Below are 24,645 nucleotides of genomic sequence, written 5' to 3' on the forward strand. Positions count from 1 at the left end.
AAATATAAAAATTTCACATATAACGTTGAATCTGTTATTGAATAATACGTTAAAGAATATTGTAATCAATTTTATATATAATTACTATGTATTCCATTAAACGCAATAATAACTACTCTATATAAAAGATGCACGGTCTACTTTGAAAAAAATTTCAATAATTTTATTTTTTCTGGGGCTCAGCCTCATTATTGCTGGTGCTGCTTGGATAGGTGCGGATAGTATCTTTAAATCTGTATTTTCTATTGGATTAGACAGACTTCTCCTATTATGTCTATGGCAGTTATTGATTATTGTCGTGTTAAGCTGGGCATGGCATTGCATCTGCCCAGAACTGGGGATCATAAGACTTTTTTGGGCAAGAAACCTCAGAGAAGCTGCTGCTACATGTTTGCCCTTTTCACAAATTGGTGGGATCGTGCTGGGAGTACGTGCCGTTTGTTTTAAAGGCTATCGTTATATTAAAAACCCACCGACGCTATCCACCGCTCAGGGGATCAGTTCCAACATTGTTGATATTACAACGGAAACATTGGGACAAGTTGTGTTTATTATCATTGGCATCACAATCTTGCTCGTCGGAGGGTATCATACACAATTACAAGATATCCATCTTTTGGGCGCACAAATCAACCTTAAATGGTTTATCATTTTTGGGGTGCTATTGCTAATTTTTGGGTTAGTTCCTTTTATTTGGACACAAAGACAAGGCAATCTTTTCTTTCGTAAAATAGTCAATGGACTAAGCTCTAATATTGCCCAACAATGGAGCGGAAAAATTGTTTCAAGCGCAGATTCTTTACAAGAAGCACTAGACCAAATCTGGGCGCACCCAAAACGAGTAGTTTATAGTTGTACGATCCATTTTATTGGATGGGTTGGCAGTGGTATAGGAACGTGGATGTGCTATCATTTCCTAGGGACGAATATTACCTTGCTTGAAGCCATTACCATTGAAGCCCTTGTTTGCGTGGTTCTTTCTATTGGATTTTTAGTTCCTGCCAGTGTAGGAATACAAGAAGGTGCTTATGTTATTATCGGAACGATTTTTGGAATTGATCCTTCTTTATCTTTTGGGCTATCGATCTTACGCCGTGCACGTGATTTAATCATTGGTATCCCAACCTTACTATTGTGGCAGATCGGCGAAATTCGATATTTACGTCAAAATCCTCAAAAAGATACCGAGCTCAACATCACTTCCAATTAATCCATTTTCTTTGTTTTCACTTTTCAAATTGATCATATATCATGAACACTCCTCTCTTTCACCGCGTTACCGTTATTGGGCCAGGTCTAATCGGTTCTTCTATTTTAAGGCGTATCCAAAAAGATCGTTCTATCGCAACCCATACCGTTGCCTATGATAATAATCCAGATGTTTGTAAGCATGTTCAAGAACTGCAAATCGCAGATGAAGTTTGTTTTGACCCAAAAACCGCAGTTGAAAATGCCGATTGCGTTATTTTATCCATTCCTGTTGGCGCGATGGAAGAGGTTACCAAACGAATTGTTCCTTACATGAAAAAAGGAGCAATATTGACTGATACGGGGTCTACCAAAGCTTCTGTCATTGCTGCTATTGAGCCCCATCTTACACCCGATATTGTCTTTGTTCCTGCACATCCTATGGCAGGAACGGAATTCTCCGGTCCGGATGCTGGTTTTGATACGTTATTTGAAAATCGATGGTGTTTGATTACCCCCATCCCTAGCACAACGCAGGAAGCTACTGATAAAATCATTGCTTTTTGGAAAGATATGGGGTCGAATACACGTATCCTTTCAATCCAGCATCACGATAAGGTCTGTGCTATCGTCAGCCATTTACCGCATCTGATTGCCTTTACAATCTGTAATACTGCCGATAGTTTAGAAGAAGAAACAAGGTCTGAAGTGCTTGACTATGCTGCCTCTGGTTTCAGAGACTTTACCAGGGTTGCGTCGTCTGATCCAACGATGTGGCGAGATGTTTTCATCAATAATCGTGAAGCCATATTGGAAATGTTGGCACGCTTTACAGAAGATGCCCAAGCCATGGCAAAAGCTATCCGATGGAAAGATGAAGAATATATCACAGAAACCATTCAAAAAGGTCGTCGCATTCGTAAATCTTTGATCGAAAACAAACAAGTGCAATAATCTATTCACCAAGCTACACTCACTACAAAAATTATAGACAAAAGGCTGATTTAGACATTGTGAATCAATATGGCAACGGTCTCTTATGGACAGCTTACCTTAACCTGAGAGAACATTGTTATATTACATAATATCTATTACAACGTGGAGTAAACCCAGATTGTAAAAACAAAATCGGGCGTTCTCCAAGAAATTTCACAAATACTATATCCAAGAATACTGATCTGATCGAAATATTTAAAAACGATTAAAATATTGCTACTTTGCCTACTATTTTTAAAAATTATCTAGAAGCTGGGATTTCAGTTAAAAGCAGATCACGTTATTGACAGACAGAGTTTCAAATATAATAAAAACAGATATAATAATAACTAATCAACCCTATATTCTTTGATGATGTAAAATACGCAAGGTGTCGTAATGACAGAATCCGTTCCAACTTCAGAAATATTAACCGTCAAGCAACTTATCAGCAGCTTTGATTGGAACAATACCATATTAGGTTCACAGGATTCTTGGCCACTAAACCTACAAGCAATATTATCATTGGTTCTCAATACGTCTTCACCTATGATTATTTATTGGGGAAGGGAAAATATTGCTTTATATAATGATGCTTATGCAAAATTAATCGGCACGAAACATCCTGCTTTGCTGGGCAGACCATTAATCAATATATGGCCAGAACGTAAAGCTCATTTCAACCAAGTTGTCAGCGCTGTCTATCAAAAAGAAACCATTCGATATACAAGCAATTATCAAATTCCTGGCACACCCCTTCGGCATTCGACACCAACTCAAATCGAAGTAACTTACAATCCAATTCTTGGAGACCAAAATCAAGTTCAAGGCATGTTAAGTATTGTTACAGAATCAAGTTTATCAACCACTTCACCCACTCAAACAATTGAACAACTTATCGGTGGATTAGCGCACGACTTTAATACGTTACTGGCTGGTATTATTGGTAACCTAGAACTAATGCAAATGCGTATTGAACAAAATAAAGCTAATTTATTACCTCGTTATATTCACGCTGCCCAAAAAGCTGCAACGCAAGCCACTGAAATTACCCATCAGCTTCTTTCATTTTCAAGAAGACAAATTTTAACACCTCATATCGTAGATCCTAATCACACGATACAGGCTTTATTAGATACTTTTCAAAATTGTATCAAAGAAGGCAAGGATCATATCAAGGAACATATTAACTTACAAATTCAGCTAGAAGCTGATATCTGGTCTGTTTTTTGTGATCCAGAACATTTAAAAAATGCGATTTTGCATATCTTTCAAAATGCCTGCGAAGCCATTCATTCGTCAAATGGTAAAATTACTATAGAAACCCATAATGTTATCATTACACCGTCACATCCTCTTCGGAAATTTGTTAATCACGGAGAATATATTAGTATTGTCGTACAAGATAACGGGATTGGAATGTCTCCTGATATTATTAACAGAGCAACAGACCCATTTTTTACGACTAAACCTTTGGGAAAACGAGCTGGCCTTGGGTTATCGATGGCTTATGGCTTTACCAAACAGTCCAAAGGACATTTAACCATTGATTCTAATCCAAAAGCAGGAACGACAGTTAGTCTTTTTTTGCCTCGACACTATAATTCGATGACCATACACAAATTGAATAGCAATCCTATGAAAGCTAACTTACTTAAAACATTGCTTATTTCACAGAATAATCATCTATGTATGTTGCTTAGTGAAAACCTAAAAGACTTAGGATATTCAATGACTATTGCCCAAACAACCAAAGAAACCTTTACTTTACTCAAAAGTAATAGTCAATTCAACTTTGTGGCAATTGATACCCGTATTTTACCCAATACACCTACGGATTTTTTATCAACTATTAAGACAAGTTATCCTCAACTCCCTATTTTATTTATTACAGGATATGAAGAAATACCCATCATATTTGATTCATTTATTCGCGAACAAAATTTTATCATTCGCAAGCCCATAACCCATACCGTGCTTGCAGAATGTATCAAAGCTATTGAAGATTCTAAAAATCATTTAATTTCATAAAGAGAGATAAAAATATCTCTCTTTAAAATAATTAATTACTGAATATCAACCACACGAATTAAATTCGTACTGCCTGCTTGACCAAACGGCATACCTGCAATAACAACCATATGATCGCCCTTTGTAACGACCTGATAACTTTGAACAATACGTGATGCCTCTGCTACCATGTCTTCGACAGAACATGCTGGATTATCAACAGTAATGGAGTGGTAAGGATGAATCCCCCAAACCAGAGCAAGCTTTCTAGCAGATTCCAAGGTCGGAGTAACCCCAAAAATCATTGAATCAGGGCGTTCTCTGGACATACGTTGTGCTGTTTTCCCTCTACGCGTAAATGCAACAACAGCTGGGGTTTCCAAGGTGTTGCAAATCTTTTGAGCAGCAGCAACAATCGCATCTGCCACATTGTTATGTGGTTGTTCACGCGTTGCTTCCATCAATTTACGCCATTCTTCGTCTTTTTCAACACGACTAATGATACGATCCATAATCATGACAGCTTCTTTAGGATATTGTCCAGCAGCACTTTCAGCAGAAAGCATTACCGCATCTGCCCCCTCAAAAACTGCAGTTGCAATATCGGATGCTTCTGCACGTGTTGGCGTTGGAGATGAAATCATACTTTCTAACATTTGGGTAGCAACAATTACAGGTTTACCCAATTGGCGTGCTTTGCGAATGATCTTAATCTGAGCCAATGGCACTTCTTCTGGAGGCATTTCCACCCCAAGATCACCACGAGCAACCATCACACCATCCGTTAATTCAAGGATAGCATCAATATTTTGCATTGCTTGTGGTTTTTCCATTTTGGTCACAATCCATGCACGACCATTGGAAATATCTTTGGCCTCTTGAACATCTTCTGGACGTTGCACGAAGGAAAGACCAATAAAATCGACCCCGAGTTCCAATGCAAACTTAAGATCTTTGTGATCTTTTTCTGTTAAAGCAGGAATTGGTAAAATCATATCGGGAACGTTGACCCCTTTATGATTAGACAATGGACCACCAACGAGAACCTCGGTTTCAAGGAAATCTTTGCCAACTTTGCGAACAATTAAGCATAATTTGCCATCATCAAGCAGTAAACGACATCCAGGTTCAGCACTGTTAATAATCTCTGGGTGAGGTAAGCAAACACGCTCTTCATTACCTAAAGTTTTATCTAAATCCATGCGAAATGATGCACCAGTTTTTAAGATAACTTTACCGTCTGCAAAATTACCAACGCGTAATTTTGGCCCTTGGATATCGGCAAGAACACCGATCACTTTACCTGTTTCTTTTTCAAGTTCACGAATAATATGATATCGTGCTGCTTGTTCTTCGTGGGTTCCATGGGAAAAATTCAAGCGAAAAACATCAACGCCAGCAAAAAATAATGTCTGAATCATTTCTTTGGTAGAGGATGCTGGCCCCAAAGTAGAAACAATTTTGGTACGACGACCTCTTAATAAACTAGCTTTGTCTTCCATAATATGTAATTCCTTTATATTCTAAATGAATAAATCAAAGTTATTTCGTTTGTAACAATAAACATCGATAAAAATTGATTCTAAAATGCCTTAATGGCCTTCAATGACTTCTTGAGGTGTTGTTCCCCAAAAGCTATTTCGTGGTATCCAACCATTATATCCCTTAATTGCAATATTACACCATTCTGATCCTGCAGGACATGATTTAATACTGCCCACAACGCCTGGCTTTAAGACGGCAATCGCTGTAGCACTATCTTTTGGTTCCGATCTCACAATAATACTATTTTTACCTGGCTGGACTGATTGCGCATCCGCAATATAACCAACAATACGGCTGTCCATATGCTCACTTTTCTTTTTATCTTTATCCTTGCTTTGATCGGCCACTTCTTGGCCTACAGACAAAGGCTCGCCAGTTATGATAAAAGAACGACCGCCAGATAAAATAGCTTGTTGAATCCAACCTTTTTGACCATCAGCATCTTCTACTAAACGCCAAATGTCGAATTCTCGTGTGACTTTGACGGGCATATTGCGACGATGATATGTCCAACTAATTGGATAACGTGCCCCTGGTCCAGCGCGCATGTTGACTTCATCAGCCCTTAACGACAAAAAATAAGGCAAAGGTTTACCAGATACAGCCCCTTTTTCCCCATTATCAGTAGCAGAAGGGAGAATTTGTCCCGTTCCACTGACAGCAGGTAAAGCGCCATTCTGCGGTGCTAATGGTTGTGTAGGGATAGGAGCAGGAGCAGTTGCACTGGGCGGATATTGTTTTTCTTGTGACCCTTGTGCATATCCAGAAATAGGAAAAAAGACACCACCAGCCAACAAAGTTAATATAAAAGCGGTAGTCGTTTTGTATTTTGTCCAACGATAAGGTATAGACAATTCAGAAAAACAATAGTTCATATGATCCTATCTTTCAAAGATATACATTTTTATTTTAAAATTTAAATAAATAATTTATAGCTCCTTATATTAGTAATATAAAATGCAGCTAATGTTAATATGACTTCTAAAGATTCTTTATAGCAATTATATTCCCCACTATCTATTGAAAATATATGCTATTCAGATTGTTATATATTCATATAACCAAATCGCCATCTGATTATTTTATCGCAAAGGAATATTAAATGTTTGTTTCATTTTTGAGAAAATGGAAGTTAATTTTTATACTTCTTTTTTTAGGCGGCCTTTATATTATATACCCATACACGACATTATGGTCCATTTACAAAGCAATTCAGACCCATAATACGCCACAATTAATAACATATTTGGACTGGCAATCCATTAAAACAAATTTACAATCAGATTTAACAAAATCGATTCAAAATGCTCCTACATCCCAAGACGATCTGCCAGATTTTGGAAATTCATTTGCGACAACGGCTATTTCAAATGCGGTCGATTTAAATCTAACACCAGATAATCTTGCTAAATTTATCAATCATATCAAACAGGATAATTCAATCGAAAACTCTTCTACCATTAGAACATTATTACGCTCTTTTATGTCCACTCATATTCATTTTATATCCCCATTTTCATTACAAGCTGACATTTTAATTCCAGGGCAAGAAAAAAATTATATTAAAATGACATTGCATTTGCAAAATTGGAAATGGAAAGTAACTTCTTTTAAATTTTCAGAAGAACTTACTTTCCAACTTTTCCAACAATCTGACTTGAAATAAATTTTATTCCAAATCTTCTTCTAAAATCGTTAACGAAATTGCATAAGAAACCTCGCCTTCATCTTCATCACGGTAAATCGTCCCAATAGATTCTGATGTTTTACCCTTTTGAACACATAATTCAACGGGTTGTCCAACACGTTTAGGTAGAACAATCTTCAGGCAAGAGCTTTCCAATTTTTTTTGTAAATATTTCTCTAATGCTTCAGCTTCTTTCGTTTGTATAGGCATATTATATTCTCCTCTAAATCATTGCTACTGATAAATGTAGCTTATACAAAACAATCTTTTGCCAAGTCTATACCATTAAATTGTTATTTATTAACCAAACAATTTTGAAAAAGACCTATTATTTCTAATCTCATTACAATAGATTAATAATTATTTTATTTAGATCTGTATTGTTTATTTTCAATACTATTATTTAATAATTTTGAAATAGAATTTAGATAATGATTGTTTGTTAAATATAACCATCCGTATTAACAATCCTCTTTATCACCCTATTCCAGTAATATTAACTTCGTTGAGAATCTTCAAAATGAGAAGAATCAACGACAACTAGTTTATCCCCAGCCAATGGCGTAAATCGGATTTTTTTAGATAAAACGGAACTGAACCTTTTATCTTTTTGAGCAGCTTGGGTGTATAAAGCATCGATAATACCATTATGATCGATAAACTCGTTCATTTTTGTTGCAAGCCTTACACATCCTTCTGATGCTGGTTTACCCAGACGTTGCTCTAAATAGTCAGGATCTGTCGCATGCATTTCCAAGCGAATTTGTCCTTTTTCTCGGTTTGGCAACCAACCTTTCTCTGCCCATTGCCATCCAAAATCCCAAACGCGCATTCCTTTAATACCATTCCCGCGAATGCCATTTTTATTTTTGGTTCCTAATGCTCGATAACCAATACGTTCGACAGTATTATAAAAAACACCTGTTGGGGTAATATAGTATAATTTACGCCCAGTATTCCCCGTTGAAACCTTTCCTCCCCCCAATGCCTTCCACTCCCCTTGCCCTTTCGGGAATGCCAGTATAAAGCATAATTCTTGAACTTTGGGATTACGATCAACAACAATTAATAACTGTGCTCTTTTCACAGGGGGACCTTTGCGATCCATTTCATCTTGAGCCAGTTGAACCCATTTTTTATTTCGTTCCGCAGAATAAGTCAGTGCATTTGGAACCGTTTTCTTTAACAATACTGTCAATCTTGCTGCCTCTTGATATGCTTCTTCTTGTGTCAAAGAAGGCAGAGGCGGCAAACCATGTAACTCATGCTCTTTTTTAAATAAAGACGTCTCTGCCAAATTATAAAAATGCACGTAAGAACGATCTGCATGAGGGTCAGGAATCGGGGTATATGATGGTAAACCACTCGTATCCTCTAACCCCTTAATATCGTCTCTTATATCAAATGAAGTAGGAACTGCTTGAGATTGTATTTGTGTCAATACGGCCAGAACGCCAATCACACTGACAGCAATACGGTTGAGCTTCATTCCTACTACTCCTCATTACACAGGGTTAATTAATGTAAAATCACACTGTAATCGAATGCCTAAACAAAGGAAACAAGATTCATGTTGATTACATGTGAATTGATCTTTTCTGTGTTCCCAAAGCCGCCTCTTTGATCGATTCTGTCAGAGTCGGATGGGCATGGCAAGTCAATGCAATATCTTCGGCAGAAGCCCCAAAATTCATTGCTAATACAGCTTCAGCAATCATTTCACTACAATGAGGCCCTATTAAATGCACCCCTAAAACTTTGTTAGTTCTTTTATCCGCTAGAATCTTCACAAAACCCTCGGTTTGATTCATAGCTCTTGCCCGACCATTGGCACTAAATGGGAATTTGCCAACTGTATATTCGATCGATTCAGCCTTTAGCGTTTCTTCTGTTTTACCAACCATTGCAATTTCTGGCTTTGTATAAACCACTCCAGGAATTAACCCGTAATCAATATGAGGCTTTTGTCCTGCTAGATACTCGGCAACAGCAACCCCTTCTTCTTCAGCTTTATGGGCTAACATAGGACCTGCAATCACATCTCCAATCGCATAAATGCCAGGGATACTGGTTTGGAATTGTTCGTTTGTTTTAATTCGCCCTTTTTCATTTAAAACAACGCCAATATTTTCTAAACCCAACCCTTGTGTAACAGGACGACGACCCACAGAAACCAATACAACATCCGCAGATAAGATCTCTGTGTGGTCTCCAGCAACATTGCTAATTGTTACTTGAGATTCTGAACTGTTTTTCTCTAATTTTTCAACTTTATGCGCAAGTTTTAGCTGAATACCTTGTTTTTCCAGTATTTTAGCAAAATTCAAAGAGACCTCTTTATCAAAGCCCGGTAGTAAGCGATCAAAATATTCAACAATAGTGACTTTGGCTCCTAAACGATGCCAAACACTCCCTAATTCAACACCGATCACCCCACCACCAATGACAACCATATGCTCTGGCACCTTTTCAAGAGACAAAGCACCAGTAGAGGTCACCACTTGCTTTTCATCAATCTCTACATTAGGCAAAGAAACACTCTCACTACCTGTTGCAATCACGATAGAACGTGTTGTAACAACTTCACCATCGATTGAAACTTGACCTGGCGCAGGAATGGTTGCCGTCCCTTTTAACCAAGTGATTTTATTTTTCTTTAAAAGAAACTCGATTCCCGAGACATTGGCATTAATCACAGAGTCTTTATGTGCCTGCATTGCAGCCAAGTCTAATTGCACATCTTTAACCAATACCCCCAAGCTCTTAAATCTTTTTTGAGCAGCTTCATATTGCTCTGAAGCATATAATAATGCTTTGGACGGGATACAGCCGACATTAAGGCAAGTCCCCCCTAATGTTTTTCTTTTTTCAACACACGCAACTTTCATGCCCAGCTGAGCCGCACGAATAGCCGCAACATATCCACCTGGACCCGCACCAATAACAACCAAATCATATTCAGCATCATTAGACACAGATGTATCTTTTTTCTCTTCAACAACAGGTGGCTGAACATTATTATTTGATGTGCCACTCTCAGCAGCACCAATAGTAACTAACAAAGCACCAACCGAAACCTCGTCCCCAACAGAAACTTGATGCTGTCCAACAACTCCTGAAATAGGGGCTGGAACTTCAACATTGACCTTATCTGTTTCCAGTTCAATAATTGCCTCATCAGCACTTACCGCCTCTCCTGGTTGTTTTAACCATTTAGAAACAACAGCAGAAGTAATACTTTCGCCTAGAACAGGAACTACGATTTCCACAGCCATAAGGATAATCCTTCTTTATTTATAACAAGAGCAGCATCAAGTCAGTTAAAAATTAAACGCCTAATAATAAGCGTTCTGGATGTTCAATTCTATCTTTAATATGAACCAAGAAGCTAACTGCTTCTTTGCCATCAACAATACGATGATCGTAAGATAATGCCAGATACATCATTGGACGAATAACAACCTGACCATTTTCGGCGATGGGGCGTTCTTTGATAGCATGCATCCCCAAAATACCCGATTGCGGCATATTTAAAATTGGTGTAGACATCAAAGAACCATAAATTCCACCGTTGGTAATAGAAAAAGTTCCACCTGACAAATCATCTATCTTTAATTGATTATTCTTAGCTTTTTTAGCAAAACCAATAATACTTCCCTCAATCTCAGCAAAGCTCATTTGATCCGCATCGCGTAAAACTGGAACGACCAATCCATTTGGACCACCCACGGCAATCCCCATATTCACAAAATGACGATAAATAACGTCTTCGCCATCAATTTGCGCATTAATTGCTGGAAATTCTTGTAAAGCAGAAACAGTTGCTTTGACGAAAAAAGACATAAACCCTAAGCGTGCATCTTCGTATTTTTTATTAAATGCATCTTTATATTCACTACGCAATTTCATCACTGCCGACATATCAACTTCATTAAAAGTGGTTAGCATGGCAGCAGTTTCTTGGGCATCTTTTAAACGTCGTGCAATCGTACGACGCAAGCGAGTCATTTTGACACGTTCTTCACGAGGATCATCTTGACGTGCTGGCACAGAAGCTGTTGGTTTAGAGCTTACACCCGTCACAAAATTCACAACATCTTCACGTGTAATACGACCCTCTTTTCCTGAGCCTTGACCGATTTGAGACGCAGAAATTTGTTTTTCATCCATCATTTTACGCGCTGCTGGCATAGGTTGATGAGGTTCAGGAGTTGAAGAAACAGGTGCAGCAGCTTTAATCGCTTCTTCTGCCTTTGGTGCTTTTGCAACGGGTGCTGATGCAGCCTTTGCGCCACCTTCTTCAATTGTTGCCAATATCGCACCGACCTCAACCTCGTCCCCTTCATTGACGAAATGATTTCCCAAAGCACCTGCTTGAGAAGCTGCGACTTCGACACTGACCTTATCAGTTTCCAGCTCAACAATCGCTTCATCCATTTCTACATATTCACCAGGTTGCTTTAACCATTTTGCAATCGTTGCAACGGAAATACTTTCTCCAAGTTGTGGTACTTTTATTTCTACTGACATAATGACTACTTTCTTACTCTTTCTCTCTCTATTTTTATCGTAACAAATTTAAGCTTTTTTATGACCTAGCGCCTGATCCACCAAATCTTCTTGCTCTGATTTATATACAGAAGATAAGCCTGAGGCTGGGCTGGCAGCAGCCAAACGCCCTGCATATTGCACAAATGGGTTTGAATGTTTTATTTCTCGCAAACATTTTTCAATTTTACGATCAACAAAATTCCACGCCCCCATATTCTCTGGCTCCTCTTGACACCAAATGATCTCTACGTTTGGATATTGTGATAATATCGTTGATAATTCTTGCGCTGGAAATGGATAAAGTTGCTCCATACGAACCAAAGCGACTTGCTCTGATTGTAATTCACACCGCAACTCAAGACGACGTGCCCATAAATCATAATAAACTTTACCCGAGCATAATACGATACGTTTGATTTTCTCTTTGATAACAGCAGAATCAACCTCATCAATCACAGGAAGGAATTTTGTTCCATCAATAAATGCAGATAAAGGAGACTGTGCCAATTTATGTCTCAATAAAGATTTAGGAGACATAATAACCAAAGGCTGGCGATAATTACGCTTTAACTGACGGCGTAACGCATGAAAATAATTGGCTGGTGTTGTTAAGTTACAAACCTGCATATTCTCATCAGCACAAAGTTGTAAAAAACGTTCCAATCTTGCTGAAGAATGTTCTGCGCCTTGTCCTTCCTGAGAATGAGGTAACAACATAACCAGACCAGACATTTGCAACCATTTACTTTCGCCTGCGCTGATAAATTGATCGATAATAATCTGAGCCCCATTTGCAAAATCACCAAACTGAGCTTCCCATAAAACTAAAGCGTTTGGATTTGTGCAACTATACCCATATTCAAATCCAAGCACTGCAAACTCAGATAAAAATGAATTATAAATATCAATTTTTGCCTGTTCTGGCTGAATATGATTTAACAAAACATAAGGTTGTTGTGTTTTTTGATCAAATAAAACAGCATTACGATGACTGAATGTGCCTCTTTGACAATCTTGACCTGACAAGCGAACAGGATGATTTTCTAATAATAAACTGCCAAAAGCCAAAGCCTCACCCGTTGCCCAATCAATATTCTCACCTGATGAAAACATTTGTGCCTTTGCTTCCAATTGGCGGGTTAGCTTAGGATGACAATTAAACCCATCAGCATAAGACGATAATGCTTTGCCAACTTTCTGAGCTACATCCATCGAAATAGCTGTCATTGCTTCTTGGCGCCCTTGTCCTCTGAGCTTCATTTGATGCCAATCCGCATTAACCCACTCCATCGTATTCATACGATAATCTTGAGAAGCATTATAGCTAGCTTGCAAATATTCTTGGAATGTATTCCAATGAGCTTCACTCTCACCAGAAGTAATTACACCCTTATTAGCAAGTTTATCAGCGTAAATTTTGTAGATCGTATCATGCTTACGAATCACATTATACATTAGGGGTTGCGTAAATGCAGGTTCATCCGTCTCATTATGACCATTACGGCGATAACAAACCAAATCAACCACAATATCCGTTGCAAACTGTTCTCTAAATTCTACAGCAAGCTGCATCACTTTAACAACAGCCTCTGGGTCATCCCCATTCACATGAACAATCGGTGCCCGTGCAACTTTGGCGACATCGGTGCCATAATATCCAGAAAACGCTAAATCTGGTGATGTTGTAAAACCAATTTGATTATTGGTGACAATATGAATGGTTCCGCCCGTTTCATACGCAGGCAATTGTGACATTGCTAGAATTTCATAAACCACACCTTGTCCAGCAAACGCTGCATCCCCATGCAAAAGAACAGCCAAATGTTTCTGACCATCCCGATCTTGCTCTGCACGAACCTGTCCTTCGACAACAGCACCCACCGCTTCTAAGTGAGAAGGATTAAAAGCCATCGACAGTTCAACAGGTTTCCCTTCAACTTCGACTTGCTTGCGATATCCAAGGTGATATTTCACATCCGCAGCACCAGGAATTCCATCTGGTTTATAAGAGCCACCCGCAAATTCGTGAAATAAAGCAACAAAGGGCTTACCAACAACATTTGTTAAAACATTTAATCGCCCACGATGCGCCATTCCCATGCTGATCGATTTTACGTCATATTGTGTCACAGCATGTCTAATCACAGCATGTAGTGCTGGAATAGTGACTTCGCCCCCATCAAGACCAAAACGTTTTACACCAACATATCGTTTTGAACAAAACGCTTCGAACCCAACGGCTTCTGTTAATTGTTGTAAAAGTCGTTTTTTATCATCATTTTGCAAACTGACAGTGTTTAAATTTTCTATTTTTTGCATCAGCCATTGGCGTTGCTTATTGTCTTGTAGATACATATATTCCCAAGCAATAGAACGACAATAGACTTTATGAAGCCCTGCAATGATCTCTCGTATTGAATGTATTTCTTGTGGCAAAAACGAAGCGACATTTTTTCCAATAAAAATAGGACGGTCGATATCTTGCGCCGTAAATCCATAGGTTTCTGGATCCAGCTCTGCAACCAAAATTCTGTGGCTCAGTTGTAAAGGGTCAAGTTGCGCATATTGATGACCCAAAGTTCGATAAGCATTAATTAACTGTATAGCCCGAATACTGTCATTTGCAGCACTATAAAGTTGTTCTTTGGAAATCTTATCTCCTTTAGAAGGGGACGGTGTTTTTTCGTCCGTCTCGATAACAATATCTGTTAAAGGGCGCGGAGCCCAAGATGCTCCTCTAGCATCTTTAACAACAATATGTTGTGCATCATTTAATGCTGTAAATAATTCTGAAAATGAAGAGTCAACACTCTCTGGGTTTTCGACCCATTGTGCATATAAATCAGCAAGATAGGCACTATTTGATCCGCTGAACACACTTGCAATATGATCATTTATCGCCATCTTATATTTCTTCCTTACCTTTTGTTTTAAGTAATTGCTGTATCTCTTAAATATTAAAACATCATTATTTATATAATGCGCTTTGCATTGCCCCAGTTTTGCCCTTGCATTTCATTTAAACGTGAAATTGTACGTTCAAAGAAAGCTCTTCTATCTTCTTTACGATAGATTTCCTCAAACTCTGCTGCTGCCGAAGCATATAACTTGACGTTTTGTTCATATAATACATCTATTAACATCGTAAAACGTTCGATTACATTCACATTATCAGGATTAAATCGTGGAATATCGTCTAAAATGATTGTTTTAAACCTTTGTGCTAATGCCAAATAATCCCCGACACCTAAATTAACATCACAAAGGTCTGCAAATGAAAAACGCGTAACATCGCCTGCTGCACAAGGAATACGCAAGGATCTTCCCATAACTGTTAATGCTTCTTCTTTAATAGGCTGTCCTTCAGATTCACGTAAAAAGATATGATCTAAACGCTCTTTACTTTCTGCATTACAAGGAACCAACCAGCGTTTTTCATCCTCTGGACGGCCCAAACGATAATCCTGAGCAGCATTTAACTCAACCTCTTGCATTTGCTGCGATAATATCTTGATGAACGGTTTAAATGCATCCGCCCCAGGTCTATTCTGAAAAAGACTTGAGATATTAACATTTGAAGTCGCCACAACCACAACACCCAATGCAAAGAGCTGTTCAAATAAACGCCCTAATAAAACTGCATCCGCAATATCGTTCACTTGAAATTCATCAAAACAAAGTAGCCATGCTTTTTGAGCCAACTCTTTGGCTAAATCAGGAATAGGGTCTCCTCCTTTACCTGATTGCTGTTTTAAAACATGAAATCTTTTATACGTTTCTTGCATAAAAATATGAAAATGCGTTCTGATTTTATGTTGCACGGGAACCTGTTCATAAAACAGATCCATCAACATTGACTTTCCCCGTCCAACGGAACCCACTAAGTACAATCCACGTGGAGGCTGTTCTGGTTTTTTCCATAAACTTTTTAAAGTGCCAAACATACCACCAGTAGAATGCACAACAGGTTGATAGTTTTCTAATGATCTACATAGTTGGTCCAATAACAAAACGATCTTTTGTTGCGCATCATCTTGTTTTAAGGTTCCCGCCTTTACTCTTGCCTGATAAACATTACTGGGCAAATTCATATTTAACTCTTCTAACCAATCCTAAAAGATTACTATAATTTTATATCTTCTTTTTTAAAGACATAAATTAAAATTCATAGTTATTTTTGTCCATCTCGTGCAATCGTGATCTCTTTTAATAGTTTTTTATTTTCGTGCGTTTACATCCAAAAATAAACAGGTAAACTATAGTTTTTAAGATTTACGAACCTATTCAAGGATATAAGAACTATGGGCTATCGCGTAGCAGTTATGGGCGCAACAGGGGCTGTTGGCAGAGAAATTTTAAAAATTCTTGCTGAACGGGATTTTCCAATTAAAGATATCGCAGCATTAGCATCTCCACGCTCTGCTGGTAAAGAAATTTCTTTTGGTGAAAAAAAAGTTCTGAAAATTCAAAATCTTGAAACATTTGACTTTAACGGATGGGATTTTGTATTGGCCTCTGCCGGAGCATCTGTTTCTGCAATTTATGCACCCAAAGCCGCTGAAGCAGGATGTATCGTGGTGGATAATACCTCTTATTTCCGTATGGAACCCGATGTTCCATTGGTCGTACCAGAGGTTAATCCAGACGCTCTTAAAAAAGCAAAACGTAACATCATTGCGAATCCTAATTGTTCCACCATTCAAATGGTTGTCGCCTTAAAGCCATTGCATGAACTTTTTAAAATTAAAAGAGTCGTTGTTTCAACGTATCAAGCAACGGGTGGGGCTGGTAAAAAAGGCATGGACGAACTCTTTACCCAAACCAAATCTTCTTTAATTGGCGAAAGCATTACACGGGGCAATTTTACTAAACAAATTGCTTTTAACTGTATTCCTCATATTGATAAATTTATGGATGACGGATTTACCAAAGAAGAATGGAAAATGACTGTTGAAACCAGAAAAATCCTAGATCCAGATATTGCTGTGGTTGCGACTTGTGTTCGGGTTCCCGTTTTCATTGGGCATGGTGAAGCCATCACAATTGAATGCGAACGTCCTGTTGATTTAGAAAAAGCTCGTAAAGCATTACGTAACGCAGATGGTGTAATTTTATATGATGAACGCCAAGATGAAGGCTATGTTACCCAAATCGAAGCTGCTGGTGAAGATGCTTCTTATGTTTCCAGATTACGTATTGATCCAACGGTTCCAAATGGATTGGCATTTTGGTGCGTATCCGACAATTTACGCAAAGGTGCTGCATTAAACACTGTGCAAATTGCTGAGTCTATGGTTGAACAGAATTTGGTTTCCCAGAAGTAATTCTGATTACCAAACGAGATATAAAATATAAGGCGAGAGAATTCTCTCGCTTTTTTTATTAGTTACCATACATCTTGATAAGCACCATAACTGGCAAATATTTTTGTAATAATGCAATAGCTTCCCTGTATAGGAATATGCACCATAGATACATTCATATCATAGATAACATTCGTATTGGATTGCTTTTCTAAGACCAGCTTTTCAATGGCCAATAAAGCATCTTCATCAGATTGCTGTTTAGCATCAGTCTCGTACTTAAACACATTTGTAATTGCCTTCATCAAACCAACTGCCTGAGATGTTTCATAGGTATAGTGAATAATCCCATAATGATTAATAGCCCTATCTGGTTTCCCTGTATAAAAATCCACTCTTCTGTTTCCAAATTATTAAAAGATTCTTTTATATATTTAATGATATTTCTGCTTTAAATATTTCTTTACATCTGCCGCAGTTTTATACTTGTATTTCATATAACAATCATCATCACCATCGGGATTAATATCGCTTTTACAATTATTTCCACCCTCAAACCCTGATAAATTACCATCATCTGAAATAATCCGATCAAGTGACAATATTCCTTCCTTATTTCTGGTATAAGCATGTGTTTGATAGAAATCACCATCCATACCAACCCCAGGATGTTTAGAATCCCAAATAACCATAACAAAAATATATTTTTTATTTTGAATATTGCCAAAAAAGACAGATTTTATTTCTGGACATCCTCCATCCTCTTCATACAGATCAATCTTTTCTTTCTGTTGTAAGCTATTTTGATTTTTTTCTAAAAAGAAAGAAATTGGATGACATGTTTGAACAACCGCGTTCTCGTCGTCATCCTCTCTGGTAAAATATATTTTTCCATTCGGATATAAAGCTGTTTTAAAAGGCCCTTGTATTATTTTCTCTGGCATAGCTTTCGCAAAACCAATGGTGTTATACACTACGCCGATTAAAACAATAAACCCTGTCAATATTTTTTGTTTCATTTAACCCACCATCATTTTTTATACAATCAATACGCTTCATCATAAGCCATTTAAACCGATTTACATCGCTATACAACTAATTCATTTACAAAAATCATGAGTAACATGTTATAGATGCGTTAAATACACAAAAACTATTATATTTTTTACTCAAATAACCCATTTCTCCTAATAAATTGACTAGACCTATTGAATAACGGGGTATAGGTTATGACCTAAGTAATTTACTTGGCACTATGCCGAAAATGATACATTAGGAAATAATTATGTCGGATATACGCGAAACTTTTTATGTCGGCCATACCAGTGATGGTTCTCTTAAAAAACGACCTATGTCACCACATTTGCAAGTTTATAAACCTATCCCTTCGATGTCCTTATCTATTTTAAATCGTATTACTGGGGCGGCGTTATCTTTTGGATCAGCCATCATGGTTGCTTGGCTTGCATCAGCAGCAAAAGGTCCAAAATCGTTTAAAAAAGTTCAAAAAGTAACAGGCAGTTTCCCTGGACAGCTTGTTTTATTTGGTTTTTCTGCTTCATTCTTTCTTCATTTTATTCGCGGGATACGTCATTTAGTTTGGGATAGCACCGCAAAACGCTTGGAAAAAGAAGAAATAAATCAAGATAGTAAGATCGATATGATCAGTATCTCTGCCCTAACCCTTGGTTTATGGACAATTATTATTGGCAAAAAACTAGGTAAAAAGAAAAAATAATAAATTCTGAATTATATAATGAATAATCACCGATAATTTTGTAATTTATCATCAAGCTCTCAGGAGAAACTACAAGTGACAACCCCTTTAGATCACCCTACTATTTTACGTTCTAACCTTGGTCGTATGCGTCAATTAGGTGCTGGTCATCATATCGTTGAACATTGGAAAGCCGAACGACTAACCGCTATTGGCACTGCACCTTTATCTATTTGGTTTATCGTTCAAATGCTGAGACTGGGTGACGCAGACCACAAAGATATCGTGCAATGGGCTGGAAAACCAGTCAATACCGTCTTATTACTCTCTTTGATGATTCTAACCTTTCATCATATGCAAATGGGATTACAAGTCATTACCAGCGATTATTCTCGTGGTAAAAACAAAACAATCCTTGATTTAATCATCAAAGGCGGAACATTCTTTTTAGGGCTGCTATCTGTTATTTCCATTTTAAAAATTGCTCTCGCTCCAGCTAAAAAATAATCAAGAAATAAAAGAAACAGGATATATTAAATAATGAATACCATAACCTTACCTTCACAACGCAGTTATCGCATTGTCGATCATGCATATGATGTTATTGTTGTTGGCGCTGGTGGCTCTGGACTTCGTGCAACATTGGGTATGGGTGCCGCTGGCTTAAAAACGGCTTGTATCACCAAAGTCTTTCCAACACGCAGCCACACAACTGCAGCCCAAGGCGGTATTGCTGCATCTTTGGGAAATATGGCCGAAGATAAATGGCAATGGCATATGTATGATACCATTAAAGGTTCAGATTGGTTAGGCGACCAAGACGCTATTGAATATCTATGCCGTGAAGCCGTCCCTGCTGTTTATGAATTAGAACATATGGGCGTGCCATTTACTCGTACCGAAGATGGAAAAATCTATCAACGTCCATTTGGTGGACATATGAGTGATTTTGGTAAAGAACCTGTTCAACGTGCTTGTGCTGCTGCTGACAGAACGGGTCATGCTATTTTACATACTTTATATCAACAAAGCCTTAAGCATGACGTGGAATTCTTTATCGAATATTTTGCACTCGATTTGATTATGGATGACAAAGGTGCATGTAAAGGTGTTATGGCTTGGTGTCTTGATGATGGCACAATGCACCGCTTCCGTGCGAACTTAGTGGTTCTTGCAACTGGCGGATATGGTAGAGCATTCCAATCTTGTACTTCAGCCCACACATGTACGGGTGATGGCAATGCAATGGCCATGCGTGCTGGCATTCCAACCCAAGATATGGAATTCGTTCAATTCCATCCAACAGGTATTTTCCCAGCAGGGTGCTTGCTAACCGAAGGCTGTCGTGGTGAAGGTGGTTATTTAACTAACTCTGAAGGCGAACGGTTCATGGAACGTTATGCGCCTCATGCCAAAGACCTTGCTTCTCGTGACGTTGTTTCTCGTGCAATGATTGTTGAAATCAATGAAGGGCGCGGTTGTGGTCCAAACAAAGACCATATTATGTTACATCTAGAACATTTGGGTGCTGACATCTTACATGAACGCCTCCCTAGTATTGTTGAAACCTCCAGAGTCTTTGCTGGTGTTGATGTCACCAAAGACCCTGTTCCTGTATTACCAACCGTTCATTATAATATGGGTGGTATTCCAACCAATATTCATGCCGAAGTGATTCGTCCAACTAAAGAAAATCCTGATGCAACCGTTCCTGGCCTAATGGCTGTGGGTGAAGCAGCTTGTGTTTCTGTTCATGGTGCAAACCGTCTTGGAACCAACTCTTTGCTTGATTTGATCGTCTTTGGTCGTGCGGCTGCATTACGTGCGCAAGAAATCTTAAAACCACATGATGCCATTGCTCCATTACCAGCAGGTGCTGGCGAAGATGCCATTGCTCGTCTAGACAAATTAAGATACGCCAAAGGCAATATCAGAGTGGCACAAATGCGTGATTCATTACAACGCACAATGCAACGTCATGCTGCTGTTTTCCGTAATAATCAAAACCTTAAAGATGGTGTTACCAAGATCGAAAAACTTTGGCCAGAACTTGCTGATATTTCTGTTGCTGATGAATCTTTGATTTGGAATACAGATTTGATGGAAGCATTAGAATTCGAAAACCTTCTTGCAAATGCAACGGTTTCTATGGTCAGTGCTGAGGCACGCAAGGAAAGCCGTGGCGCACATGCGCATGATGATTATCCAGAACGTGATGATAAAGATTGGTTAAAACATACAGTTTCTTTCCTTAATGACAAAGGTGAAGTGTCTTTGGATTATCGTCCAGTGCACATGAATACATTGACAGATGAAATTCAAACTTTCCCACCAAAAAAACGCGTATATTAAGAGAAAGAAAAGGTTAAAATTATGGTTGAATTTAGATTACCTCAAAATAGCCGCGTCGGAGTTGGGAAAACATTTCATGCCGCTCCTGATGCAAAAAATGTAAAACGGTTTAAAATCTATCGTTGGAGTCCCGATGATAACCGTAACCCTGTCATTGATACTTATGAAATTGATTTAGATAAAATTGGTCCAATGGTTTTGGATGCTTTGATCTATATCAAGAATGAAATTGACCCTACCCTTTCTTTCCGTCGTTCTTGTCGTGAAGGGGTGTGCGGTTCATGTGCGATGAATATTGATGGACATAATACGCTGGCATGTTTGAAATATATTAAAGATATTAATTCAGATGTGCCGATTTATCCATTACCGCATATGCCTGTCGTCAAAGATTTGATTCCTGACCTCAGCGGGCCATATGCGCAACTACGTGAAGTAGAACCTTGGTTAAAATCAGATACGCCCCCTCCTCCTGACAAAGAACGCTTACAAAGTGTCGAAGAGCGTAAAAAGCTAGACGGTCTTTACGAATGTATCCTTTGTTTTTGCTGTTCAACCTCCTGCCCATCTTATTGGTGGAATGGAGATAAATATCTTGGTCCAGCAGTTTTACTTGCTGCAATGCGTTGGGTTTCAGATAGTCGTGACGAGTCTGCGGGAGAACGTTTGGGCGAACTTGAAGATTCAATGCGTTTATATGCATGTCGTACGATTATGAACTGTACTCAAACATGTCCAAAAGGATTAAATCCTGCCAAAGCAATTGCTGAGCTAAAACATTTACAGGTTGAACGTAAAATGTAAATCAGGTAGTGATGGATCATGAGCAAGAAAATATCTTTTGATCCATCACTCTCCCGTCCATCTGACCGTTATAAGGCATGGATAGATAGCCTATTTATTGACCACTCCATATTTAGATTAGTGTGGACTAATTTTCACATCGTTATTCACCACAAAGTTTATCGCTGTAATCATCCTACACCAGGACGTTTGCGTAAAATTGTTCAAAAATATCAGATTAAAACAATTATCAATTTGCGTGGAAAACGCGATTGTGGATCTGATGCTCTTTCTCGACATGCAGCAAAAGAATTAGGGATTACCTTATACGACTTACCATTTGAAAGTCGTGGAGCCCCTCATAAAGATCGTATTTTAAACCTTGCACAATTATATCCTACCTTTGATTTTCCAATCTTAATTCATTGTAAATCAGGTGCCGATCGGGCAGGACTTGTTTCTGCATTGATTAAATTATTCGAAAATCACACCCTAGAAGATGCTATGGGAGAGCTATCTTGGAAGTTTGGGCATTTCAAGCAAGCTAAAACAGGCATACTTGACCAATTCTTTATCTATTACTTTCAGCAAACAAAAGGAAAAGTAGATTTCTTGAAATGGGTACAGCAAGAGTATCATGAAGATATTTTAAGAAAAGAGTTCCGACATAAAAAACTATTCTCTTTTATAACCGACAAAATCTTACATCGGGAATAAATAATATTTCTGTTTTATTTGCTGCTTTCACTCATTGCGCAAATTAAATGCAGCAATTTTTGGCGAACTTCCGGATCTAGAATTGCGTAATAAGCTTTTAACAAGTTCGTCGTTTCTTTACTGGTCATCAAATCAAAAATATCATCACTTATAGTCGCTAAGGACGCCTGTGCTATGTTATCTTCATCCAACACTGCATGAACATCTCGTGCTTGAACTGCAGAAGTGGTTTTTGAATTTGCTAAAGATACATTTTCCTCTATGTAAAAAGGGTTTAAATGTTCGTCAAAAAAGAAATTAATAGGTACTTGTAAAATTTCTGCAATATCAAAAAGTCTAGATGCGCCAACACGGTTACTTCCTTTTTCATATTTTTGCACTTGTTGAAAAGAAAGTCCCAACGCCAATGCAAGCTTCTCTTGAGAGTATCCTAATAACCTTCTTCTTAAACGAATACGGCTTCCTACTCTTTGATCTATACCAACTGATTCAGAATTATTCTCTTTTGAATCTATTTCCAAAGGTTTTTGATTGGTCGTCATAAAATACTTACTCTGTAAATGAAAAATATTACTAAAAAAATATTTTTTTATTAAAATTAAATATCAACCGCAACAATACCTAGCAGCATAAAAAAATAAATTCAAGTATAGGAATTGTTATTTAATGTAATAAATCGAAAAAAGATAAAATTCATACTTGTGTAAGTTTTACTTACTTCTCAATACTAGAAAATTAAAACTATAAGTTGCATTTCTATTTAAAACGATACATATATATACTTATCACATATTATCAATTATACAATAGAGCGCAGTATAAAATAATGATTAAATATAAACTTTATCCAACAACAATCATATCATTTGTATTCTATTCTTTCAAAAAAAGGACTAAATTAGTCTAATCATCTATGATTATTTTTAAATTCAAGTAAGATGAAATATATATATTTCGCAGAATCGTTTTTTCAATCTGCTCTTATATATAAATATTTAAGTATACTCTAAATTATTGGGAATATTATGTGGCCACCAACGAATCCTCCACAAAAATTACATTTTGTTTCTATACCAAGCTCGAAAGCTACCCAATATAAAAAGAACCTTATTGATAAATATGGTAATTCTGACATCAATGAAGCTGAGGTTATCATCTGTATTGGTGGTGATGGTTTTATGTTGGAAACATTACATAACTATTTGAACTATCATATTCCAATTTACAGCATTAATTTTGGCTCTGTTGGTTTTCTAACGAATCCGAAGGTAACATTGGAAAAAGATCTCCCTTCTATTTTACATCAAGCACAACCCACATACCTTCATCCTTTATCAATGACTGCATATACTGCAGATGGTAAAACGCACACCGCCTTGGCGTTTAATGATATTTTTCTATATCGACAAACAAGACAAGCTGCAAAAATCCAAATTATCACGAATGATGAAATCAGACTATCAGAGCTGATCTGTGACGGCATTATTGTTTCAACACCAGCAGGATCAACAGCTTATAATCTATCAGCTCACGGCCCCATTGTTCCGCTTAATTCTGGATTGTTACCATTAACACCCATTTGCCCATTTCGCCCACGCAGATGGAAAGGCGCCCTATTACCCTCTAGCACTTCTATTCAATTCTTAACGATTGAAGAGCAAAAGCGCCCGATCGCAGCAGTAGCTGATTTTACTGAAATAAGAGATGTAACCAAAGTTTTTGTAAAAGAAAATAAAACAATCAAATCTGAAATTCTATTTAACCCAGGACATGAGTTATCAGAAAGAATCGTAACGGAGCAGTTTACAGCCTAACGC

The 24,645-nt window shown here is 37.8% G+C and carries 22 protein-coding genes; 11 read left to right on the top strand and 11 right to left on the bottom strand.

All coding sequences use genetic code 11. The features are described from left to right. Nucleotides 1-142 precede the first annotated feature (142 nt). The 3 genes from PQG52_RS04855 (at nucleotide 143) to PQG52_RS04865 (ending at nucleotide 4,194) form a co-directional block, all read left to right on the top strand. Complete coding sequence (locus PQG52_RS04855; RefSeq protein WP_271828237.1) at nucleotides 143-1,210, top strand: lysylphosphatidylglycerol synthase domain-containing protein; 1,068 nt, start codon at nucleotides 143-145, stop codon at nucleotides 1,208-1,210. Between the two features lie 41 nt (nucleotides 1,211-1,251). Beyond that, entirely contained in the window at nucleotides 1,252-2,142 is an 891-nt protein-coding gene (locus tag PQG52_RS04860) for a prephenate dehydrogenase/arogenate dehydrogenase family protein (RefSeq protein ID WP_271828239.1), read from the top strand. Between the two features lie 420 nt (nucleotides 2,143-2,562). Then, nucleotides 2,563-4,194 carry an ATP-binding protein gene (locus PQG52_RS04865; protein WP_271828240.1) on the top strand — a complete coding sequence of 544 codons (1,632 nt, stop codon included), beginning with the start codon at nucleotides 2,563-2,565 and terminating at the stop codon, nucleotides 4,192-4,194. Between the two features lie 35 nt (nucleotides 4,195-4,229). Here PQG52_RS04865 and pyk read toward each other — a convergent pair whose 3' ends face one another. Together pyk and PQG52_RS04875 are read right to left on the bottom strand one after the other, a co-directional pair. Beyond that, nucleotides 4,230-5,675 (bottom strand): pyruvate kinase, encoded by a 1,446-nt coding sequence (gene pyk / locus PQG52_RS04870; RefSeq protein WP_271828241.1) that lies wholly within the window; start codon nucleotides 5,673-5,675, stop codon nucleotides 4,230-4,232. Nucleotides 5,676-5,765: 90 nt separating this feature from the next. Beyond that, nucleotides 5,766-6,593 carry an SH3 domain-containing protein gene (locus PQG52_RS04875; RefSeq protein WP_271828242.1) on the bottom strand — a complete coding sequence of 276 codons (828 nt, stop codon included), beginning with the start codon at nucleotides 6,591-6,593 and terminating at the stop codon, nucleotides 5,766-5,768. Between the two features lie 227 nt (nucleotides 6,594-6,820). Between PQG52_RS04875 and PQG52_RS04880 the strand changes: the two genes are divergently transcribed. Beyond that, nucleotides 6,821-7,384, top strand: coding sequence for a DUF2939 domain-containing protein (locus PQG52_RS04880; protein ID WP_271828244.1), 564 nt, complete (start codon nucleotides 6,821-6,823; stop codon nucleotides 7,382-7,384). Nucleotides 7,385-7,387: 3 nt separating this feature from the next. Here the strand turns inward: PQG52_RS04880 and PQG52_RS04885 are convergent, their stop codons facing one another. The 6 genes from PQG52_RS04885 to zapE all read right to left on the bottom strand — a co-directional run bounded on the left by PQG52_RS04885 (nucleotide 7,388) and on the right by zapE (nucleotide 16,047). Beyond that, nucleotides 7,388-7,615 (bottom strand): DUF3126 family protein, encoded by a 228-nt coding sequence (locus tag PQG52_RS04885; protein WP_271789598.1) that lies wholly within the window; start codon nucleotides 7,613-7,615, stop codon nucleotides 7,388-7,390. 286 nt (nucleotides 7,616-7,901) lie between these two features. Continuing rightward, on the bottom strand, nucleotides 7,902-8,894 hold the full coding sequence (locus tag PQG52_RS04890; protein ID WP_271828245.1) for a L,D-transpeptidase: 993 nt from the start codon (nucleotides 8,892-8,894) through the stop codon (nucleotides 7,902-7,904). Between the two features lie 88 nt (nucleotides 8,895-8,982). Beyond that, nucleotides 8,983-10,680: a dihydrolipoyl dehydrogenase gene (gene lpdA / locus PQG52_RS04895; RefSeq protein WP_271828246.1), complete on the bottom strand. Its 1,698-nt coding sequence runs from the start codon at nucleotides 10,678-10,680 to the stop codon at nucleotides 8,983-8,985. A 52-nt stretch (nucleotides 10,681-10,732) separates the two neighbouring features. Beyond that, nucleotides 10,733-11,935: a 2-oxoglutarate dehydrogenase complex dihydrolipoyllysine-residue succinyltransferase gene (odhB, locus tag PQG52_RS04900; protein WP_271828247.1), complete on the bottom strand. Its 1,203-nt coding sequence runs from the start codon at nucleotides 11,933-11,935 to the stop codon at nucleotides 10,733-10,735. Nucleotides 11,936-11,983: 48 nt separating this feature from the next. After that, a complete protein-coding gene (locus tag PQG52_RS04905) occupies nucleotides 11,984-14,860 on the bottom strand; it encodes a 2-oxoglutarate dehydrogenase E1 component (protein ID WP_271828248.1) in 2,877 nt (958 codons plus the stop codon). A gap of 68 nt (nucleotides 14,861-14,928) precedes the next feature. Continuing rightward, entirely contained in the window at nucleotides 14,929-16,047 is a 1,119-nt protein-coding gene (gene zapE / locus PQG52_RS04910) for a cell division protein ZapE (protein WP_271828249.1), read from the bottom strand. A gap of 210 nt (nucleotides 16,048-16,257) precedes the next feature. Here zapE and PQG52_RS04915 point away from each other — a divergent pair, with 210 nt between their 5' ends. Then, nucleotides 16,258-17,280: an aspartate-semialdehyde dehydrogenase gene (locus PQG52_RS04915; RefSeq protein WP_271828250.1), complete on the top strand. Its 1,023-nt coding sequence runs from the start codon at nucleotides 16,258-16,260 to the stop codon at nucleotides 17,278-17,280. Nucleotides 17,281-17,342: 62 nt separating this feature from the next. Here the strand turns inward: PQG52_RS04915 and PQG52_RS04920 are convergent, their stop codons facing one another. Further along, entirely contained in the window at nucleotides 17,343-17,654 is a 312-nt protein-coding gene (locus tag PQG52_RS04920) for a hypothetical protein (RefSeq protein ID WP_271828251.1), read from the bottom strand. Nucleotides 17,655-17,693: 39 nt separating this feature from the next. Continuing rightward, nucleotides 17,694-18,278 (bottom strand): hypothetical protein, encoded by a 585-nt coding sequence (locus PQG52_RS04925; RefSeq protein ID WP_271828252.1) that lies wholly within the window; start codon nucleotides 18,276-18,278, stop codon nucleotides 17,694-17,696. Between the two features lie 266 nt (nucleotides 18,279-18,544). Between PQG52_RS04925 and sdhC the strand changes: the two genes are divergently transcribed. The 5 genes from sdhC to PQG52_RS04950 all read left to right on the top strand — a co-directional run bounded on the left by sdhC (nucleotide 18,545) and on the right by PQG52_RS04950 (nucleotide 22,828). Beyond that, nucleotides 18,545-18,997, top strand: a complete 453-nt coding sequence (gene sdhC / locus PQG52_RS04930) for a succinate dehydrogenase, cytochrome b556 subunit (RefSeq protein ID WP_271789607.1) — start codon at nucleotides 18,545-18,547, stop codon at nucleotides 18,995-18,997. A 75-nt stretch (nucleotides 18,998-19,072) separates the two neighbouring features. Then, nucleotides 19,073-19,483 (top strand): succinate dehydrogenase, hydrophobic membrane anchor protein, encoded by a 411-nt coding sequence (sdhD, locus tag PQG52_RS04935; protein WP_271828253.1) that lies wholly within the window; start codon nucleotides 19,073-19,075, stop codon nucleotides 19,481-19,483. Nucleotides 19,484-19,516: 33 nt separating this feature from the next. Then, nucleotides 19,517-21,328, top strand: coding sequence for a succinate dehydrogenase flavoprotein subunit (gene sdhA / locus PQG52_RS04940; protein ID WP_271828254.1), 1,812 nt, complete (start codon nucleotides 19,517-19,519; stop codon nucleotides 21,326-21,328). Nucleotides 21,329-21,349: 21 nt separating this feature from the next. Beyond that, nucleotides 21,350-22,132, top strand: coding sequence for a succinate dehydrogenase iron-sulfur subunit (locus tag PQG52_RS04945; protein WP_271789609.1), 783 nt, complete (start codon nucleotides 21,350-21,352; stop codon nucleotides 22,130-22,132). An 18-nt stretch (nucleotides 22,133-22,150) separates the two neighbouring features. After that, nucleotides 22,151-22,828, top strand: coding sequence for a fused DSP-PTPase phosphatase/NAD kinase-like protein (locus PQG52_RS04950; protein ID WP_271828255.1), 678 nt, complete (start codon nucleotides 22,151-22,153; stop codon nucleotides 22,826-22,828). Nucleotides 22,829-22,842: 14 nt separating this feature from the next. On the opposite strand, the gene PQG52_RS04955 is transcribed toward PQG52_RS04950, so the two are convergent. Beyond that, nucleotides 22,843-23,370, bottom strand: coding sequence for a helix-turn-helix domain-containing protein (locus PQG52_RS04955; protein ID WP_271828256.1), 528 nt, complete (start codon nucleotides 23,368-23,370; stop codon nucleotides 22,843-22,845). Nucleotides 23,371-23,853: 483 nt separating this feature from the next. Here PQG52_RS04955 and PQG52_RS04960 point away from each other — a divergent pair, with 483 nt between their 5' ends. Continuing rightward, entirely contained in the window at nucleotides 23,854-24,642 is a 789-nt protein-coding gene (locus tag PQG52_RS04960) for an NAD kinase (protein ID WP_271789612.1), read from the top strand. Nucleotides 24,643-24,645 lie beyond the last annotated feature (3 nt).

It is taken from the genome of Commensalibacter communis (assembly GCF_947179105.1).
Taxonomy (GTDB): Bacteria; Pseudomonadota; Alphaproteobacteria; order Acetobacterales; family Acetobacteraceae; genus Commensalibacter; species Commensalibacter communis.

Coding starts and splice junctions, on each gene's coding strand:
- PQG52_RS04860 (WP_271828239.1), top strand. CDS start 1,252: ATGAACACTCCTCTCTTTCACCGCGTTACCGTTATTGGGCCAGGTCTA.
- PQG52_RS04865 (WP_271828240.1), top strand. CDS start 2,563: ATGACAGAATCCGTTCCAACTTCAGAAATATTAACCGTCAAGCAACTT.
- pyk (WP_271828241.1), bottom strand. CDS start 5,675: ATGGAAGACAAAGCTAGTTTATTAAGAGGTCGTCGTACCAAAATTGTT.
- PQG52_RS04875 (WP_271828242.1), bottom strand. CDS start 6,593: ATGAACTATTGTTTTTCTGAATTGTCTATACCTTATCGTTGGACAAAA.
- PQG52_RS04880 (WP_271828244.1), top strand. CDS start 6,821: ATGTTTGTTTCATTTTTGAGAAAATGGAAGTTAATTTTTATACTTCTT.
- PQG52_RS04885 (WP_271789598.1), bottom strand. CDS start 7,615: ATGCCTATACAAACGAAAGAAGCTGAAGCATTAGAGAAATATTTACAA.
- PQG52_RS04890 (WP_271828245.1), bottom strand. CDS start 8,894: ATGAAGCTCAACCGTATTGCTGTCAGTGTGATTGGCGTTCTGGCCGTA.
- lpdA (WP_271828246.1), bottom strand. CDS start 10,680: ATGGCTGTGGAAATCGTAGTTCCTGTTCTAGGCGAAAGTATTACTTCT.
- odhB (WP_271828247.1), bottom strand. CDS start 11,935: ATGTCAGTAGAAATAAAAGTACCACAACTTGGAGAAAGTATTTCCGTT.
- PQG52_RS04905 (WP_271828248.1), bottom strand. CDS start 14,860: ATGGCGATAAATGATCATATTGCAAGTGTGTTCAGCGGATCAAATAGT.
- zapE (WP_271828249.1), bottom strand. CDS start 16,047: ATGAATTTGCCCAGTAATGTTTATCAGGCAAGAGTAAAGGCGGGAACC.
- PQG52_RS04915 (WP_271828250.1), top strand. CDS start 16,258: ATGGGCTATCGCGTAGCAGTTATGGGCGCAACAGGGGCTGTTGGCAGA.
- PQG52_RS04925 (WP_271828252.1), bottom strand. CDS start 18,278: ATGAAACAAAAAATATTGACAGGGTTTATTGTTTTAATCGGCGTAGTG.
- sdhC (WP_271789607.1), top strand. CDS start 18,545: ATGTCGGATATACGCGAAACTTTTTATGTCGGCCATACCAGTGATGGT.
- sdhA (WP_271828254.1), top strand. CDS start 19,517: ATGAATACCATAACCTTACCTTCACAACGCAGTTATCGCATTGTCGAT.
- PQG52_RS04945 (WP_271789609.1), top strand. CDS start 21,350: ATGGTTGAATTTAGATTACCTCAAAATAGCCGCGTCGGAGTTGGGAAA.
- PQG52_RS04950 (WP_271828255.1), top strand. CDS start 22,151: ATGAGCAAGAAAATATCTTTTGATCCATCACTCTCCCGTCCATCTGAC.
- PQG52_RS04955 (WP_271828256.1), bottom strand. CDS start 23,370: ATGACGACCAATCAAAAACCTTTGGAAATAGATTCAAAAGAGAATAAT.
- PQG52_RS04960 (WP_271789612.1), top strand. CDS start 23,854: ATGTGGCCACCAACGAATCCTCCACAAAAATTACATTTTGTTTCTATA.